Below are 17,305 nucleotides of genomic sequence, written 5' to 3' on the forward strand. Positions count from 1 at the left end.
ATGATAGTCTATTTTTAGTGATGCTACTTAATCCATTTATGAGACGCAATGCAAAAATTTTGAAATTTCAGATGGTTGGTTAAGAAATGTAGAGTAGTTTATTACTACTGATCGGATGAAGTGTCGGGAAATAAAGATGAAAGCCCCTGATAAACGGGGTGTTTTCGGGGGCTTTCAAGGGAGCAACTAATCTAAATTAGTTGTTGGCATGCAGTGCTTCGTTCAGCTCGATGGCTGATTTATTGGTTTTGCATTCCACTGCACCAGATTGTGAGTTACGGCGGAACAGTAAATCATCTTTACCTGCCAGTTCGCGCGCTTTAACTACACCGACTTCTTGGTTTTGGTCGTCAAGCATAATAACTTTTGTGCCTGCCGTGATGTAAAGGCCGGCTTCAACAATACAGCGATCGCCAACTGGGATACCAATACCCGCATTTGCACCAAGAAGGCTGTTTTTGCCCACAGAAATAATGATGTTGCCGCCGCCAGAAAGTGTTCCCATGGTCGAGCAACCACCGCCTAAGTCACTGCCTTCACCAACCATAACGCCCGCAGAGATTCGACCTTCAATCATTGAAGTGCCTTCTGTGCCCGCATTAAAGTTAACAAAACCTTCGTGCATGATGGTTGTGCCTTCGCCAATGTAAGCGCCAAGGCGTACACGTGAAGTGGCTGCGATACGCACGCCGGACGGAACCACGTAGTCTGTCATTTTAGGGAACTTGTCAACCGATTGAACCTGGATCAGTTCGCCTTTTGCACGGGCTTCCAGTTGTTTTTTAGGAAGTTCGTTCAGGTCAATAGCGCCTAGGTTTGTCCAGGCCACATTTGGAAGTAATCCGAAGATACCAGATAGGTTCACGCCGTGCGGTCTAACCAAACGGTGAGAAAGCAAATGAAGCTTTAAGTACACTTCCGGAGTGCTTTCTGCTTGTTCATCGCTTTCCAGAATAACAATGACTGTCGGTGCTGAAGCTTTGGCGCAGATGTTAGCGACTTCTGCCTGAGAGGCTTCGCCTTCGGACTCAAGTGCAGAGGCCAGTTTGGCCAAAAGGTCTGCGTTGGCTTCAATGGTTGCGTTGCCACCTTCGTAGTTCAGCGTGGTTTTGGCGGCTTCAATGATTGATTTTGATGGCGAAAGAACCGGTGCTTGAAAGAAAGTTTCTAGCCATTCGTTTTTTTCATTTTTGGTGCCTACACCGATTGCAAATGCAAAAGCCATGTTGTCTCCTAGTGAATTGACTTAATATTACGAGTAAAAGGGTACTTAAAATTAGCCGAAAATAGTTTGGTATTCGGCTTCCTTGAAACCAAGGGTTTTCGAATCGTTGTGTATTAACAGTGGTCTTTTTATGATGGAAGGGTTTTCTATCATGACTTGAACCGCTGTTTCATTGTTCATGGTGTCTTTAATTGTATCATCAAGCTTTCTCCAGGTGGTGCCTCGCTTGTTGATCACATTTTCCCAGCCGAGTTCGTTGACCCATTCATTGGCTTGTAACTCTTCCAGACCTGCTTTTTTATAATCATGGAAGCTGTATTCAATGTTGTTGCTTTCTAGCCACTTAAAAGCTTTTTTCATTGTGTCGCAGTTTTTAATACCATAAATGGTGGTGGACATTTGAGACCTCGATTGGGTTACAGTCTGGAAATTAGGTTTTTGATTCTGTGTGCAGCTTCAATGCATTCGTCCACTTCGGCAACCAGCGCCATTCTGATGCGGTTCTTGCCAGGGTTGATACCGTTGATTGTTCTGGAAAGATAACTGCCTGGTAGTACGGTGACGTTTTCTTCGGCAAAAAGGCGTTGTGCAAAGGTTTCTTCATCAATCGGTGTTTTTGGCCATAAGTAAAAGCTTGCGTCGGTTTGCTCAACGTCCATGACTGGCTTAAGAATTTCTAACACTTTTTTAAACTTTTGCTGGTATTGAACCCGATTTTCTTTGACGTGGTTTTCATCTTTCCAGGCTGCGATGGATGCGAGTTGATGATGAATGCCCATTGAGCAGCCGTGGTAAGTACGGTACAGCAGGAATTTGGAAAGTACGGCTTCGTCACCTGCGACAAACCCGGATCTCAGGCCTGGTAAGTTAGAGCGTTTTGATAATGAATGAAAAACAACGCAGTTTTTGAAATCGGTTCGGTTTAATTCAGCGCAAACCTGAAGCAGCCCCACAGGTTTTTCGTCTTCATTAATGTAAATTTCGGAATAGCACTCGTCCGAAGCAATGATGAAGTCATGTTTGTCTGATAGTTGGATCAGTTGTGTCAGTGTTTCTTTGGGAAGTACCGCTCCGGTTGGATTTCCCGGTGAACAAAGGAACAGGATTTGACAGTTGTTCCATTGATCGTCAGTGACTTGGCCAAAGTCGGGGTTGAAGTTGTTGTCTTCGAGGCAGGGGATAAACTCTGGTGTAGCACCTGCTAAATACGCAGCCCCTTCGTAGATTTGGTAGAATGGGTTGGGGCTGATGACAGTGGGTGCTTCTGCCGTACGGTCGATGCAGGCTTGTGTAAAAGCAAATAACGCTTCACGGGTGCCGTTTACAGGAAGCACTTGTGTTTCCGGGTTTACCGTGTTGATCGAAAAGCGGTTGGACAACCAGTCAGCAATAGTGGCTCTCAGCTCGGGCAAGCCTTTCGTGCTTGGGTATCTTTCCATTTCCGGTAAAGATTCTATCAGTGTTTTTAGAACAAACTCAGGCGCAGGGTGCTTAGGCTCGCCTATGGATAAGGCAATGTGTTTTTTATCGGCTGGCGGTGTGATTCCGGCTTTCAGTTTTGTCAGCTTTTCAAATGGGTAAGGTTGCAGTTTGTTTAAGTCCGGATTCATTTTTTGTCCTTGATGGAGCGTATCGAGTCAAATTGGCTTTTTGGTTGTTGTATGTTTTTAATGTCAGCGTTTATTGGTTGTTGCTGTGTTTATCCAGAGTTGTGCAGATGGCTTGCTGAAGTAGCCTGCAAATTTCCGGATCGCTGATCGGGTTGTTTTCGTTATCGGTCAGATAAAACAAATCGTCCACTTTCTCGCCGAGTGTGGCAATCTTGGCGTTCTGAATTCGAACGTCAAAATCTACAAAGACGCGGCCAATCATGGCTAAAACGCCGGGGCGATCCGGAGCTGTTACCTCAAGAACGGTCATTTGTTTGATTGGATCGTTATGAATGACGACTTGAGTGGGCATCTTGAATTGTTTTAATTGTCTTGGTGTTCGTTTACTGATGAGATCCAGGTAGTTGCTGGAGTCTTCAAGTGCGACAATCAGGCTGGACTTGATTTCTTCGATGCGTAATGAGTTTTCCCCGATGGGGTCGCCGTTGTCGTCCAAAACGATGAAGCTGTTTACGGTAAAACCATTGTCTGAAATGATGACCTGAGCATCCTGAATGTTGAGGTTCAGGTTCTCCATGACGGAGGCGGTGACTGCAAATAGGTGCTGCTCGTCTTTGGTGTAAATGAATATTTCAGTGCCGCCTTCATGTTCGCGGTCGGTGGTTTCCATGAGTTCAATCAGGGGTTGTGAGCTGTCTTTGTGTTCCAGAATGGCTTCTGTGTGCCAGGCAATCTCACCCGGTGTATTCCGGAACATATAATCCTGCCCTAATTGATTCAGAAGGTCTCGGATTTGCTGCTCTCGGTATGGTTTGTCAAGAAGCAGTTCCAACACGGCTTCTTCGCGATCCTGTAAGTATTCCTGAGGATTGATTGGGTGATCCAACCCGCGTCGCAGTGTTCGCCAGGTTTCGGTGTAAAGTTGTCTCATGAGCGCGGCCCGCCAACTGTTCCAGAGTGTGGGGTTGGTGGCGTTAATATCGGCGACAGTAAGAATGAACAGGTAGTCCAGGTGGATTTTGTCCTGAACTTTTTCTGCAAACTCCTGAATGACTTCCGGGTCGCTGATGTCTTTTCTTTGGGCGGTCATGGACATCAGTAGGTGGTTTTCGATCAGCCAGCAAATTAAGTCGGTCTCCCATTTGTTTAATCCGTGCTTTTCACAGAACTTTCTGGCGTCGATGGCGCCCAGTTCTGAGTGGTCGCCTCCGCGACCTTTGGCGATATCGTGATAGAGGCCGGAGATGTATGCCAGTTCAACCTTCGGAACTTCATGAATTAAGCGGCTGGCGAGGGGAAACTGGTCTTTGTTGTCTGCAAACCGGAAGCGACGCATGTTTCTGACGACCTGCAATGTATGGGCGTCTACAGTGTAAATGTGGAACAGGTCGTGTTGCATTTGGCCAGTGATGCTGGCGAATTCGGGTAAGTAGCGACCGAGTATGCCCCACTTTCTCATGCGCCAAAGCTGAGTAACCAAGCGGGTTTTGGTTTTCATCAGGGCCATGAACATGCTGGTGTTCACTGGATTGGCCCTGAAGTTGTCATCAATCAAGTGACGATGGTTGCGTAGTTCTCGAATGGTGGTGGTTCTTGCGCCTTTTACACCGTCGGTTCTCGCCATAAGCAGGAAAATTTCCAGCATGGAGGAAGGTTCTTTGGCGAAAATCTTGGGGTCTTTGATTTCAATGAATTTATTGCGAATTTGAAAGCGTTCATTGATCTCAATGACTTCATCTGGCTCGTCTGCTAACAGAATGGTTTCATTGAAGTGCTGGATAATGACATCGTTCAGTTCGCCTAATTGGAGCACCGTTCGATAATATTTTTGCATGAGCTGTTCAACGGCCAGGCGGCTGCCGTTGTCCTGGTAGCCAAATAACTCAGCAATTTTTCGTTGGTGGTCAAATAATAATCTGTCTTCCGGGCGGCCGGTGATCATGTGTAACGCATAACGCACTTGCCAGAGGAACTCCTGCCCACGCGTCAGCATGTCCAGTTCTTCTTCGTTGAGAACGCTCAATCGAACCAGTTCGCTCATGGTGTTGGCACCGTACTGACGTTTGGTGATCCACATGATGGTTTGGATATCTCTTAAACCACCGGGCGAAGTTTTGATGTTAGGTTCAAGGTTGTATTCGATGTTATTAAACTTTCGATGACGTTGCTGTTGTTCTTCCCATTTGGCCTGAAAAAATGATTTGCTGTCCCAGATGAAAGATGGGCCAGTGAGTGATGTCATTTTAAGTAGAATATCTTCGTTACCTGATATGGTTCTGGCTTCGGTGAGGTTTGTGGTGACGGTGATGTCTTTTTCTGCTTCTTCTTTGCATTCCGTAATGGTCCGAACACTGTGACCTATGTTTAAGTTGAGATCCCATAACAGAGTTAGGAAGGTTTCTATGGCTTCCTGATGGGCTTCTGGTTCGGTCGCATCAAATAATAACAGGACATCAATGTCTGATTTCGGATGAAGTTCACCTCGGCCATAACCCCCGACGGCGATCAGTGAGGCGGTGGCTACTTCGTTCAGTGAGCTGTGTTCCCAGGCTTTTTCCAGAATTTGGTCAATAAACCAGGCTCGATCATAAATCAGGTGGTGAATGTCTTCTTCTGACTTAAAACGCTGGTCGAGCCGGTCGTTGGCATCAGAAATTTGTTGCTTGAGAGTTTGGATGATGGAATTGCCAAATGAGAGGGAATTATTGAAAAAATCATTACAAAAAAGAGAGGTGTCTGGCTGATATGTATTCATGATTTTCGAAGGTCTCACTTGGAGGCCCGACTAAGTCTGTGTCAGTCAGTCGGGCACTTGCTGAATGTATGAATCAGAAATTTTCTTCTTTGCGTTTGGTAAGTACTTCAACGCCATCTGCGGTAACGGCGAGGGTGTGCTCCCATTGGGCGGATAGCTTGTGGTCTTTTGTGACAACTGTCCAGTCGTCAGGCAATAGTTTGGTGAAGCGCTTGCCTGCATTGATCATGGGTTCGATGGTAAACGTCATTCCCTCTTTTAATTCCATGCCCGTGCCTGGCTTACCGTAGTGCATGACCTGTGGGTCTTCATGGAAAACTTTGCCAATGCCGTGGCCGCAGTATTCACGAACAACCGAATAATAATTTGACTCGGCGTGCTTTTGGATGGCGTGGCCAATGTCCCCTAATCGTACGCCTGGCTTAACCATGTCGATGCCTATGTACAGACATTCTTGAGTGATTCTCGCCAAGCGCTCCGCTTGTACCGTGGGCTTGCCAACAAAAAACATTTTGCTGGTGTCGCCGTGGTATTCATCTTTAATGACGGTGATGTCAATGTTGATGACGTCACCGTTTTTCAGGATTTTCTTGTCGCTTGGAATGCCGTGGCAGATGACGTGGTTTACCGAGGTACAAATGGATTTCGGAAACCCTTTGTAATTGAGAGGGGCCGGAATGGCTTTTTGAACGTTGACGATGTAATCGTGACAAATACGGTCCAACTCGCCAGTGGATATGCCGGGTTTTACATGTTCTTCGATCATCTCCAGGACTTCAGCAGCAAGACGTCCTGCTACGCGCATTTTTTCAATTTCTTCTGGTGTTTTGATGGTGGCAGTCATTGTATTGAGAGAGTCCTAGTGATTCTTGTATCGCTTCCATGATCATCAGAGAAGCTGAAACGTCATATGATTAATAAATTGCGTTTCATTTTAGCGGACAGACGGATTAAAAAACAGATGGTGTCAGGCTTATCTTGGCTTTATTTGTAACGGCTTTTGTGGTATAAAATGCCGCCCGCTATTTAAGCGGAACATCACACGTACTTCCATAGAGCTAGCCCGGGTGCCTTTTTTAAGGTTGGGATGGTTGGGGGTGCGGACGAATAACCCAAACTATATAGGTAGTTAAGATGTCTCAGATTTCTATGCGCGACCTGATGAAAGCAGGCGCTCACTTTGGTCACCAAACTCGTTACTGGAATCCAAAAATGGGTAAGTTCATTTTTGGCGCTCGTAACAAGATTCATATCATTAACCTGGAGTACACTGTTCCTGCGTTTAATGAAGCTCTAGCGGCCGTTAAAAAAGCAGCAGCTAACAAGAATAAGGTTCTTTTCGTGGGTACTAAGCGTCAAGCTGGTAAGATCATGAAAGAAGAAGCTATTCGTTGTGGTATGCCATACGTTAACCACCGTTGGTTGGGTGGTATGTTGACTAACTATAAGACAATTCGTCAGTCAATTCGTCGCTTCCGTGAGCTTGAGCAGCAGTCTAAAGATGGTACTTTCGACCAGTTGACCAAAAAAGAAGCGTTAATGCGTCAGCGCGAGATGGCTAAACTTGAGCTAAGCATTGGTGGTATTAAGGATATGGGTGGTTTGCCTGATATTCTTTTCGTTATCGATGTTGATCATGAGCGTATCGCAGTTAACGAAGCAAACAAGTTGGGCATTCCTGTTGTTGGTATCGTTGATACAAACAGTAATCCTGATGGGGTTGATTTTGTAATCCCTGGTAATGATGACGCAATTCGTGCAATCGAATTGTATGCTCAGACTGTGGCTAACACTGTTCTTGAAGCATCTGATTCATCAGCTGATGAGTTTGTTGAAGTTAAAGAAGAGGCGGCAGCGGCAGAATAATATTTCTGTCTCTTAAGTTTCATATCTTTTTCTGTGAATAGGGGGCTTGCCCCCTATTTCTAGTTTTTCGTTTAAATTTTTTGAGGTTGATGGATATGGCGATTTCAGCTGCATTGGTTAAAGAATTACGTGAGCGTACTGGTTTAGGTATGCTTGAGTGTAAAAAAGCACTTAAAGAAACAGATGGTAATGTAGATCTAGCGATTGAAAACCTTCGTAAAAACTCTGGCTTGAAGGCTGCTAAGAAAGCAGATCGCACAGCGGCAGATGGTGTTGTTGCAGTTAAAGTTGCTGAAGATAAGTCGTACGCAGTGATTCTTGAGGTAAACTGTGAGACGGACTTCGTTGCTCGTGACGAAGCTTTCCTTGCGCTAACAAACAGTGTGTTGGATAAGGCGTTCGCTGAAAAATCAACAGATGTTGAAGCTTTGATGGCTGGTGAGTTGGAAGAAACTCGTCAGGCGTTGGTTCAGAAGATCGGTGAGAACATGACAGTTCGTCGTCTTCAGATCGTTGAAGGCGCTTTGGTAGATGGTTATGTTCACTCAAACAACCGCATTGCTGTGCTAACAGCGTTGACTGCGGGTGAAGCTGAGTTGGCAAAAGACATTTCTATGCATGTTGCTGCAGTTAATCCTCGTGTCGTTAAAACAGAGGATATGTCTGACGCGGAAGTAGAAAAAGAGAAAGAGATCATTAAGGCGCAGCCTGATATGGAAGGCAAGCCGGCAGAGATCGTTGAGAAAATGATGGGTGGTCGTATTAAGAAGTTCTTGAAAGAGAATAGCTTGGTTGAGCAGCCTTTTGTTAAAAACCCTGAGTTAACTGTTGGTGCATTGGCTAAGCAGTCTGGCGCTGAGGTTGTTACTTTTGTTCGCTTTGAAGTGGGTGAAGGTATTGAAGTCGAGAAGAAAGACTTCGCTCAAGAAGTTGCGGAGCAATTGGCAGGTAAATAAGTTCTTGCTTAGATTGTTCGAAAAAGCGTCCATTGGACGCTTTTTTTTTGAAATCGTGTATACTTGCGCGTGATTTAAAATATGCGAGATTAGGTTTATGCCCGTCAAAGACAGTCAAGCTAAATATAAGCGTATTCTGCTCAAGTTGAGTGGTGAAGCTCTCATGGGTGAGGGCGATTTTGGGATTGACCCGAAAGTTCTGGATGATATGGCCTTGGTTGTAGGTCAATTGGTAGGTATTGGTGTCCAGGTTGGTTTAGTTATCGGTGGCGGTAACATATATCGTGGCGCTGCTTTAAGTGAAGCAGGCCTGGATCGTGTTACTGGTGATCATATGGGGATGTTGGCAACGGTTATGAATGGCCTGGCCATGCGGGACGCGCTTGAGCGTTCGAATATTTCATCTCATGTTATGTCTGCTATTCCAATGAGTGGTGTGGTTGAGCACTACGACCGCAGAAAAGCCATGCGTTACCTGAATATGGGTGATGTGGTGATTTTCTCTGCAGGAACTGGTAACCCGTTCTTTACTACGGATTCAGCGGCGTGTTTGCGCGGTATTGAAATTGAAGCTGACGTTGTGATTAAAGCAACTAAAGTGGATGGCGTTTATACGGATGATCCGGTTAAAAATCCAGATGCAGTAAGATACGACAGCTTGTCATTTGATGAAGTGTTAGAACGTAAGTTGGGTGTGATGGATTTGACTGCTATTTGCTTGTGCAGTGACCATAACATGCCAATTCGAGTGTTGGATATGAATAAGCCTGGTGCACTGTTAACCGCAGTTAATGGTGGCGACGAAGGCACATTAATTGAAGGGGCGAAGAATGATTAATGAAGTTAAGCAGGACGCTGAAAATCGGATGAAAAAGTCCATTGAAGCGTTAGGGAACGCGTTCGCTAAAATTCGTACGGGCCGTGCGCACCCAAGTATTCTAAATGGTGTGATGGTGTCTTATTACGGCGCTGATACTCCGTTAAGTCAATTGGCGAATATCAACGTTGAAGACGCCAGAACCTTAGCGGTTGTGCCTTGGGAAAAGCCGATGGTGCCTGAAATTGAAAAGGCGATCATGAAGGCTGATCTGGGTCTTAATCCATCGACTAATGGTGATAAGATTCGAGTGCCGATGCCGGCATTGACGGAAGAAACCCGTAAGAACTACATCAAACAGGCTCGTGCTGAAGCAGAGACGGCGCGTGTATCTGTGCGAAATGCCCGAAGAGATGCGAACTCGGATATTAAAGATCTTCTTAAAGAGAAAGAGCTGACTGAAGATGATGCTCGTCGTGCAGAAGATGAAGTTCAAAAGATCACGAATAAGTTCATCGCTCAGGTGGATGCGGATCTTGTTAAAAAAGAAGCGGATTTGATGGAAATCTAAACCGGTTCTGGCTCAGTTTGAGTTGTGTTACTGACAGGTAGGTATTTAGTATCTACCTGTTTTTTTGGTATTGATGTTTTTATTTTTTATTGACTGTTTATTATGACTGCTGACTCAGTAGAGAAAATAACGCCGAAGAATATTGCCATTATCATGGATGGTAATAATCGCTGGGCCAAACAACGTAAATTACCGAAGCTTGCTGGCCATAAAGCCGGTTTGGATGCGGTTCGTAATGTTGTAGAGACCTGTTTGTCTCAAAAGGTAGAGAGTCTGACTTTATTTGCCTTCAGTAGTGAAAACTGGAATCGGCCGGAAGATGAAGTAAAGGGGTTAATGTCTCTTTTTCTTTTGGCGTTGAAAAACGAAGTTCGAAAGCTGCATAAAAACAACATTCGTCTGAGAATTATGGGTGACAAGTCGCGATTCAGCGATACATTGCAGGCCCATATTCATGAAGCAGAACAGAAAACAAAAGATAATGATGCAATGACTTTGGTGATTGCTGCAAATTATGGTGGTGAGTGGGATATTGTGAATGCCGCTCAGCAATGCGCGACAGATGTTGCTTTGGGTAAGATTAAACCTGAGGACATAAGTCGTGATTATTTTGAAAGCCACATCGGCCTGTCGGGGGTGTCTGCTCCTGACTTGTACATTCGTACCGGTGGTGAAACCCGTATAAGTAACTTCATGCTATGGCAGGCTGCCTATGCCGAGCTGTACTTCAGTGATTTGTATTGGCCTGACTTTAAAGAAGAAGCTTTGTTGGCTGCAATAGCAGATTTTGGTCGTCGTCAAAGACGTTTTGGTATGACGTGCGAACAAGTGGAATCGAATTCAGGTTTGTGATGGCCGTAGGAATGGCTTTACTCTAGACGCTTTAGGGATATAGGAAAGGAATTGTTATGTTAAAGCAGCGAATTATCACTGCATTGTTGTTGGCTCCGTTGGCCATTGGCGGAATTTTCTTTTTGCCTTACGAGTATTTTGCTTTATTTGTAGGTGCTGTGGCTATGATTGGTGCTTGGGAGTGGGCAAATCTGGCCGGTTTTGAGAGCCAATTAAAAAGAGTGGCGTATTCGGTTGTGATCGGTTTGGCTATGTTTGGAATCTATACCGCGCCGGGCATTAATGTGTTGAGTATCGGTATTGCCTGGTGGGGTTTGGCTCTGGTATTGGTGTTGGCTTATCCTGGGTTGGCGTCGCTGTGGGCTGCTAAGTGGATGCGCCTTGCTATTGGTGTACTGGTAATTGTTCCTTTCTGGAAAGGTCTGCTTTGGCTGAAACTTCAGGAAAACAGTGAGCTTGTTTTGCTGTACCTATGTTTGATGGTCTGGGGGGCTGATGTTGGAGCTTACTTCGCTGGTAAGAAGTGGGGGGTAAGTAAGCTGGCTCCCAAAGTAAGTCCTGGCAAATCATGGGCGGGTTTTTGGGGTGGAATGGTTTCTGCCATGATTATTGGTATCAGTGTGGGTGTTTTTGTCGGGATGTCACCTGTTCAGTTAATTATTCTTGCACTGGTCAGTGCGGTGACGATTGCGGTTTCTGTACTGGGTGATTTGACGGAAAGTATGTTTAAACGATATCGCGGTATTAAGGACAGCAGTCAGTTGCTTCCTGGTCATGGCGGCGTGTTGGATCGTGTGGATAGCTTAACAGCAGCCGCTCCTGTGTTTGCACTTTTGTTGCTTATATCTGGTTTGACTTTTTGATTTATGCATAGTCCTCAACAGATCACAATATTAGGCGCAACGGGCAGTATTGGTTTAAGCACTCTGGATGTGGTTAAACGCCATTCAGATCGATTCAATGTGTTTGCGCTTTCTGCCTTTTCCAGAGTAGATGAGTTAGCGGCCCTTTGTCAGCAGTACCTTCCTGTTTATGCTGTAGTTGCAGACGAAGCTTCTGCCAGGAAACTGACACACTTACTGGATGGCTTGGATACACAGGTTTTATTTGGAAGTGAGTCATTAGCTTATATTGCTTCTCATGAATCTGTTGATGTGGTCATGGCTGCCATCGTTGGGGCGGCAGGGCTATTACCTAATCTTGCAGCCGCGAAGGCCGGGAAGCGGGTATTGCTGGCCAATAAAGAATCCTTGGTGATGTCTGGTCAGATATTCATGGAGACTGTAGAGCAGTCCGGCGCGGTTCTGTTGCCCATTGACAGTGAACATAACGCCATTTTTCAATGTCTTCCCAATGGTCGGTTTGATCAACATACCGGTGTTGAGAAAATACTGTTGACGGCCTCTGGTGGCCCTTTTCGCCAGTTTACTCTGGATCAACTCAATTCTGTGACACCCGCTCAAGCGGTGGCGCACCCAAATTGGTCAATGGGGCAGAAAATCTCGGTGGACTCCGCTTCTTTGATGAATAAAGGGTTGGAACTGATTGAAGCGTGTTGGTTGTTTCATTGCTCGGCAGATCAAGTGCAAGTGGTTGTTCACCCAGAAAGTGTTATCCACTCGATGGTGTCATATGTTGATGGCAGCGTTATCGCGCAAATGGGTAACCCGGATATGCGGACTCCGATTGCATATGGCCTGGCCTGGCCTGAGCGTTTGGCCTCCGGGGTTGAATCGCTTGACTTGTTTGAAGTGGCTCAGCTGAATTTTGAAAAGCCGGATTTGGTTCGTTTTCCTTGTTTAAAGCACGCAATGGAGTCTTTTCGTGTTGGGGGCATAGCACCAGCGGTGTTAAACGCCTCGAATGAAATTGCAGTATCCTCCTTTTTGTCGAAAAAAATCGCATTTATGGATATTCCTCGTGTGGTTGAGGGAACTCTTAACGAAATTGAAAATCGAAACGTAGACAGTCTGGATTCAATTCTTGAGGCGGACTCTCTGGCTAGGACAGTTTCCAAAAAACAAATAGAAAAATTGGACGGTCGTTAATATGCTACAAATGCTTTTGGCAACGCTGGTAACTCTGGGGGTATTGATTACCTTTCATGAGTTTGGGCACTTTTGGGTGGCTCGACGTTGCGGTGTCGAAGTTCTGCGATTTTCTATCGGCTTTGGTAAGCCTTTGTTTCGATGGACCGATAAGCACGGCACTGAATTTGTGGTAGCGGCGATTCCTCTCGGCGGTTATGTCAAAATGCTGGACGAGCGGGAAGGTGATATTCCAGCGGAAAAGTTAGATAAATCATTCAATCGTAAACCTGTATTGCAACGTATTGCGGTGGTAGCGGCCGGGCCGATTGCCAACTTTTTGTTAGCCATCGTTTTGTATGCGGCTGTGTTTGGCATTGGCAGCACTACAGTAAAGCCGATGATTGGTGAGGTGGTTCCTGAATCAATTGCGAGTAAAGCAGGTTTAACTCCAGATCAGGTTATCACTGAAGTGGACGGTAAACAAGTACTGAACTGGACTCAGGTACAGTTGGCACTGGTTCGCCGGATAGGTGAATCGGGCGAAATTCAGATGGTTACCGAAAGCTCAAATGGTTGGCCAACAAATCACACCTTGAAGATCGATCGCTGGCAAGAGGGTGTTCGGGACCCAGACCCTTTTACATCGCTGGGTATTAAACCGTTTCAACTGCCTATTCCGCCGGTTTTAAATGAAGTGGTTAAAGGAAGTGCGGCGGATGCGTCCGGTTTGCAAACCGGGGATACCTTGCTTGCTATCAATGATACTGAGGTGGCTGACTGGCGTGAGGTGGTTGAACTTGTTCAGGCCAATCCAGGTAAGACGCTTTCACTTGAAGTACTTCGGGAAGGTCAGTCTTTGAATTTGGACTTAACACCAGGTTCAAAGTCAAATGATTCGGGTAAACAGATCGGTTACATGGGTGCGTCGGTTCAGACCGTCAGCTGGCCGGAAGAGTATTTGATTGAGCTGGAGTATGGCTTTTTTGAATCCTTGCAATTGGGTGTGATCAAGACCTGGGACATGTCTGTTTTGACGCTTGAGTCTATATGGAAAATGATTACCGGCTTGATCTCCGTTGAGAACATCAGTGGCCCGCTTACCATCGCAAAAGTTGCAGGCGATTCTGTAAGTTATGGCTTGGTGCCGTTTCTGTCCTTCCTTGCCTACGTCAGTGTCAGTCTTGGTGTGTTGAATTTGTTGCCAATCCCGGTATTGGATGGTGGACATTTGGTGTATTACCTAATAGAGTTTGCGCGTGGCAAACCCCTCTCTCAAAGTATTCAGGAGTTAGGTTTAAAAGTCGGTGTGTTAATGATTGGCACACTCATGATATTTGCCGTATTTAATGATATAAGCCGCTGGTTTATTGGAAGTTAACCCTATTCTATTCAGGGATGTTGTTGCGTGCTGAATTTTAGTTTTCGACGTTTATTTTTTGTTCTGGCTTTTTTACCGTCTTTTTCTTTTGCAAATGCGTTTACTGTTACTGATATTCGGGTAGATGGTCTTCAGCGGGTGACTGCTGGTAGTGTATTTGCGTCTTTTCCTGTATCCGTTGGTGATACAGTCAATCCTCGCCGCTTGGCAGAAGCAACGAAGCTTTTGTATAAAACCGGATCTTTTGATGATATCAAGTTAAGCCGGGAAGGCAGTGTTTTGATCATCGAAGTGAAGGAACGACCTTTTATCAGTGGCATTGAGTTTAAAGGCAACTCGTCTATCCCCGATGAAGAATTAACCAAAGGGCTTGAGCAGGCCGGGTTGGCTGAAGGTCGTTTGTTTAAGCGGATGACCATTGAACTGATTGAACAAGAGCTTGAGCGACAATACATTGGCCAAGGTCGCTACGATGCCGATGTTAAAGTTAATATCGAAGAGTTGGCTCGAAACCGCGTTTCGTTGAACATCGATATTAAAGAAGGAACTTTGGCGGCGGTCACTCACATAAATATTGTGGGCAATGAAACGTTTGAATCCGAAGACCTTTTGAACCAGTTTGATTTGTCTGAAAAAGACTGGATGTCCTTCATTACCAGTTCAGGTAACTATTCCCGTGAGCAACTGTCTGGTGACTTAGAGAAGTTAAAGTCCTGGTATTTGGATCGCGGCTACATCGACTTCAGTGTTGAATCCACCCAGGTTTCCATCAGCCCGGATAAGTCTGAAATCTTCGTCACCATCAATATCTTTGAAGGCGAGCAATACACTGTCAATGAAGTGAATCTGGCTGGTGATGTGGTTGTTTCAGAGGAAGAAGTGCGTCGCCTGATTTTGGTGGATTCAGAACAGATTTTCTCAAGGCAGTTAGTGACCCTAAGTTCCGATTTCATTACCAAGCGTTTAGGTAATGAGGGTTATACCTTTGCTAACGTTAATGGCATTCCTCAAAAGGTTCCTGGCGAAAATAAAGTCGATATTACTTTCTTTGTTGATCCGGGCAAACGTGCTTACGTTCGTCGTATCTCTTTCAAAGGTAACACCAAAACTAAAGACGAAGTGATTCGACGAGAGATGCGTCAGCTGGAAGGCGGCTGGGCTTCGACCAATAAGATTGAACAATCCAAAACACGTCTGGAGCGTCTGGGCTTCTTCAAAACCGTTAACGTTGAAACGCCGCCTGTGCCGGGTACTACGGATCAGATTGATGTGGTTTATTCAGTGGAAGAACAGTCTTCAGGCAGCTTAACCGCCAGTGTTGGTTTCTCTCAATCAAGCGGTTTAATTCTAAGCGCCAGTGTCAGCCAGAATAACTGGATGGGCACGGGTAATCGTGTGTCTTTCGGGGTGTCCCGAAGCGACTTCCGAAACAGTGTGAACTTCTCCTATCTTGATCCTTACTTTACGGTGGATGGCATCAGTCGCGGATTTAATTTGTTCTATCAGGAAACGGATTACAGCGAAGCCGACATTTCCAGCTATCAGACCGACCGTTTTGGTGGTGGTGTCAACTTTGGTTATCCAATCAGCAACGTCGAGCGAATCAATCTGGACTTCAGTGTATCTCAGACGGAAATTACGCTGGGTTCAGAGCCTGCCCAGGAAATTTCAGGCTCGCCTGACCCGCTTGATGGGGTTGATCATTATGTGAATGAGCACTACACCACGGACTCTACTGCTGGCAGCAGTGACCCTACAGCAAATAATAATATTATCTGTGAGTTTGATGACCCTAGTTGCAGTCTTGGCGTTGTTGATAGACCTTCTGAAGAAGCCGGTGGTTTTATTGATGAGGAGGGTGATTTGTTTCGGGATTTCTCGATCACTACTTCCTGGTCTCGCTCTACTTTGAATCGTGGTTTGATGCCAACGGCGGGCGCTTCGCAATCGTTGGCTTTAGAGGTGGCGACGCCGATCAGTGACGTCAGTTTTTATAAATTGACCTATAAAGGTCAGTTGTTTAAGCCGCTGACCAAGAAGAACGATTACGTGCTGAGGTTCCGTACCGAGCTGGGCTATGGCGACTCTTACGGTGATGCCAGTGCCATGCCGTTCTGGGAGCATTATTACGCAGGCGGCATAGGCTCAGTTCGAGGTTTTGCTTCTAACTCGTTAGGACCAAGAACGACTCCTGCTGAAGTCTATGCAACAAGAACAGCTGTTGAGCAGTGTGATAATGGAGATTGTGACTCTTATCCTGCGTATGTGATTGATGAAAATGGAGTCTATCAAACGGTTGAGGTGGGTGACGATGACCCGTTCGGCGGCAACGTCTTGATGGAAGGCTCTGCTGAATTGATCTTCCCGTTACCGTTTGTGGATGACCAAAGCTCATTCCGTACTGCGTTTTTCGTAGATGCCGGTCAGGTGTTTGATACTAACCGCACTGAATATGAGTTCGAATTAGGAGAAATACGTGCGGCAGCAGGTGTTTCATTATCGTGGGTGACTGCGATTGGGCCGCTGTCTTTCAGTTTGGCAAAGGCGCTTAATGACAAGGATGGTGACGATACTCAGGTGTTTGAATTTGCCTTGGGAAGACCATTTTAATATTCAATAATAACAAGGTTAAGGACTTTAATTGTGAAGAAACTAATTACTTTTTTGTCTGTTTGTATGATGGCTGTTTTACCTTCGTTGGCCTCGGCTGAAGCCAATATTGCAGTGGTGGATATCTATCGGGCACTGATGTCTTCAACAGCGGCGAAAGCGGCAGTGGCTGAATTACAAAATGAATTCAAACCTGAACAGGAGCGTTTGACACAGCTTGAACAGGAAATTAAGGCCAAACAAGAAAAAGGTCAGCGTGATGGCATGCTGATGACGGAAGATGATAAGCGTCGTTTGTTTGAAGAAATTCAAAGTAAAAAAGCAGATTATAAGCACATTGTTCAGAAACTTCAGAAAATGCAGGCTCAGCGTGAAAAGCAGTTTCTGGGTCAAAATAAAGCGACCATTGATGCGGCTTTGAAAGAGCTGGTAGACGAATTAAAAATTGATTTGTTGGTGACTCGCGAAGCAACTTTGTGGGTGAGCCCGGACTTGGACATCACTTTAAAGTTATTGGAAAAGCTGAACAGCAATCAAGCTAAATAACTGAAACGTATTGGAAGAAAAAACGCATGTAAGTCTGACTTATATGCGTTTCTTTTTATCCGGTAAATCTCTTATTGAGTTTCTGAAAT

The 17,305-nt window shown here is 45.5% G+C and carries 15 protein-coding genes; 10 read left to right on the forward strand and 5 right to left on the reverse strand.

What is annotated here, in order from left to right; translation table 11 throughout:
- Window positions 1–196: 196 nt before the first annotated feature.
- From dapD to map, 5 genes are all read right to left on the reverse strand, one after another.
- Complete coding sequence (gene dapD, locus ABD744_RS20420; RefSeq protein WP_344800449.1) at window positions 197–1,225, reverse strand: 2,3,4,5-tetrahydropyridine-2,6-dicarboxylate N-succinyltransferase; 1,029 nt, start codon at window positions 1,223–1,225, stop codon at window positions 197–199.
- A 51-nt stretch (window positions 1,226–1,276) separates the two neighbouring features.
- Window positions 1,277–1,624: an ArsC family reductase gene (locus tag ABD744_RS20425; protein ID WP_344800450.1), complete on the reverse strand. Its 348-nt coding sequence runs from the start codon at window positions 1,622–1,624 to the stop codon at window positions 1,277–1,279.
- Window positions 1,625–1,641: 17 nt separating this feature from the next.
- Complete coding sequence (gene dapC / locus ABD744_RS20430) at window positions 1,642–2,835, reverse strand: succinyldiaminopimelate transaminase (protein WP_344800452.1); 1,194 nt, start codon at window positions 2,833–2,835, stop codon at window positions 1,642–1,644.
- A 70-nt stretch (window positions 2,836–2,905) separates the two neighbouring features.
- Window positions 2,906–5,590, reverse strand: a complete 2,685-nt coding sequence (locus tag ABD744_RS20435) for a [protein-PII] uridylyltransferase (RefSeq protein WP_344800453.1) — start codon at window positions 5,588–5,590, stop codon at window positions 2,906–2,908.
- Window positions 5,591–5,663: 73 nt separating this feature from the next.
- Window positions 5,664–6,434: a type I methionyl aminopeptidase gene (gene map, locus ABD744_RS20440; RefSeq protein ID WP_344800454.1), complete on the reverse strand. Its 771-nt coding sequence runs from the start codon at window positions 6,432–6,434 to the stop codon at window positions 5,664–5,666.
- 290 nt (window positions 6,435–6,724) lie between these two features.
- On the opposite strand from map, the gene rpsB reads away from it, so the two are divergent.
- The 10 genes from rpsB to ABD744_RS20490 all read left to right on the forward strand — a co-directional run bounded on the left by rpsB (window position 6,725) and on the right by ABD744_RS20490 (window position 17,216).
- Window positions 6,725–7,456 carry a 30S ribosomal protein S2 gene (rpsB, locus tag ABD744_RS20445; RefSeq protein ID WP_344800455.1) on the forward strand — a complete coding sequence of 244 codons (732 nt, stop codon included), beginning with the start codon at window positions 6,725–6,727 and terminating at the stop codon, window positions 7,454–7,456.
- A gap of 95 nt (window positions 7,457–7,551) precedes the next feature.
- The gene (gene tsf, locus ABD744_RS20450) at window positions 7,552–8,412 is read left to right on the forward strand and encodes a translation elongation factor Ts (protein ID WP_344800456.1); all 861 of its coding nucleotides are present in this window, start codon (window positions 7,552–7,554) and stop codon (window positions 8,410–8,412) included.
- 97 nt (window positions 8,413–8,509) lie between these two features.
- Window positions 8,510–9,250 carry a UMP kinase gene (gene pyrH / locus ABD744_RS20455; RefSeq protein WP_344800457.1) on the forward strand — a complete coding sequence of 247 codons (741 nt, stop codon included), beginning with the start codon at window positions 8,510–8,512 and terminating at the stop codon, window positions 9,248–9,250.
- Window positions 9,243–9,800, forward strand: a complete 558-nt coding sequence (gene frr, locus ABD744_RS20460; protein WP_344800458.1) for a ribosome recycling factor — start codon at window positions 9,243–9,245, stop codon at window positions 9,798–9,800. Before pyrH ends, frr begins: the two co-directional genes overlap by 8 nt.
- Before the next feature lie 102 nt (window positions 9,801–9,902).
- Window positions 9,903–10,652, forward strand: a complete 750-nt coding sequence (uppS, locus tag ABD744_RS20465) for a polyprenyl diphosphate synthase (RefSeq protein WP_344800459.1) — start codon at window positions 9,903–9,905, stop codon at window positions 10,650–10,652.
- A gap of 56 nt (window positions 10,653–10,708) precedes the next feature.
- Window positions 10,709–11,515, forward strand: a complete 807-nt coding sequence (locus ABD744_RS20470) for a phosphatidate cytidylyltransferase (protein WP_344800460.1) — start codon at window positions 10,709–10,711, stop codon at window positions 11,513–11,515.
- Between the two features lie 3 nt (window positions 11,516–11,518).
- Complete coding sequence (gene ispC, locus ABD744_RS20475; RefSeq protein WP_344800461.1) at window positions 11,519–12,700, forward strand: 1-deoxy-D-xylulose-5-phosphate reductoisomerase; 1,182 nt, start codon at window positions 11,519–11,521, stop codon at window positions 12,698–12,700.
- 1 nt (window position 12,701) lies between these two features.
- Entirely contained in the window at window positions 12,702–14,060 is a 1,359-nt protein-coding gene (rseP, locus tag ABD744_RS20480; RefSeq protein WP_344800462.1) for a sigma E protease regulator RseP, read from the forward strand.
- A 27-nt stretch (window positions 14,061–14,087) separates the two neighbouring features.
- On the forward strand, window positions 14,088–16,670 hold the full coding sequence (gene bamA / locus ABD744_RS20485) for an outer membrane protein assembly factor BamA (protein WP_344800463.1): 2,583 nt from the start codon (window positions 14,088–14,090) through the stop codon (window positions 16,668–16,670).
- A 33-nt stretch (window positions 16,671–16,703) separates the two neighbouring features.
- Window positions 16,704–17,216, forward strand: coding sequence for an OmpH/Skp family outer membrane protein (locus ABD744_RS20490; RefSeq protein WP_344800464.1), 513 nt, complete (start codon window positions 16,704–16,706; stop codon window positions 17,214–17,216).
- Window positions 17,217–17,305: the final 89 nt, after the last annotated feature.

This window comes from Litoribacillus peritrichatus (assembly GCF_039537985.1).
Lineage (GTDB): Bacteria > Pseudomonadota > Gammaproteobacteria > Pseudomonadales > Litoribrevibacteraceae > Litoribacillus > Litoribacillus peritrichatus.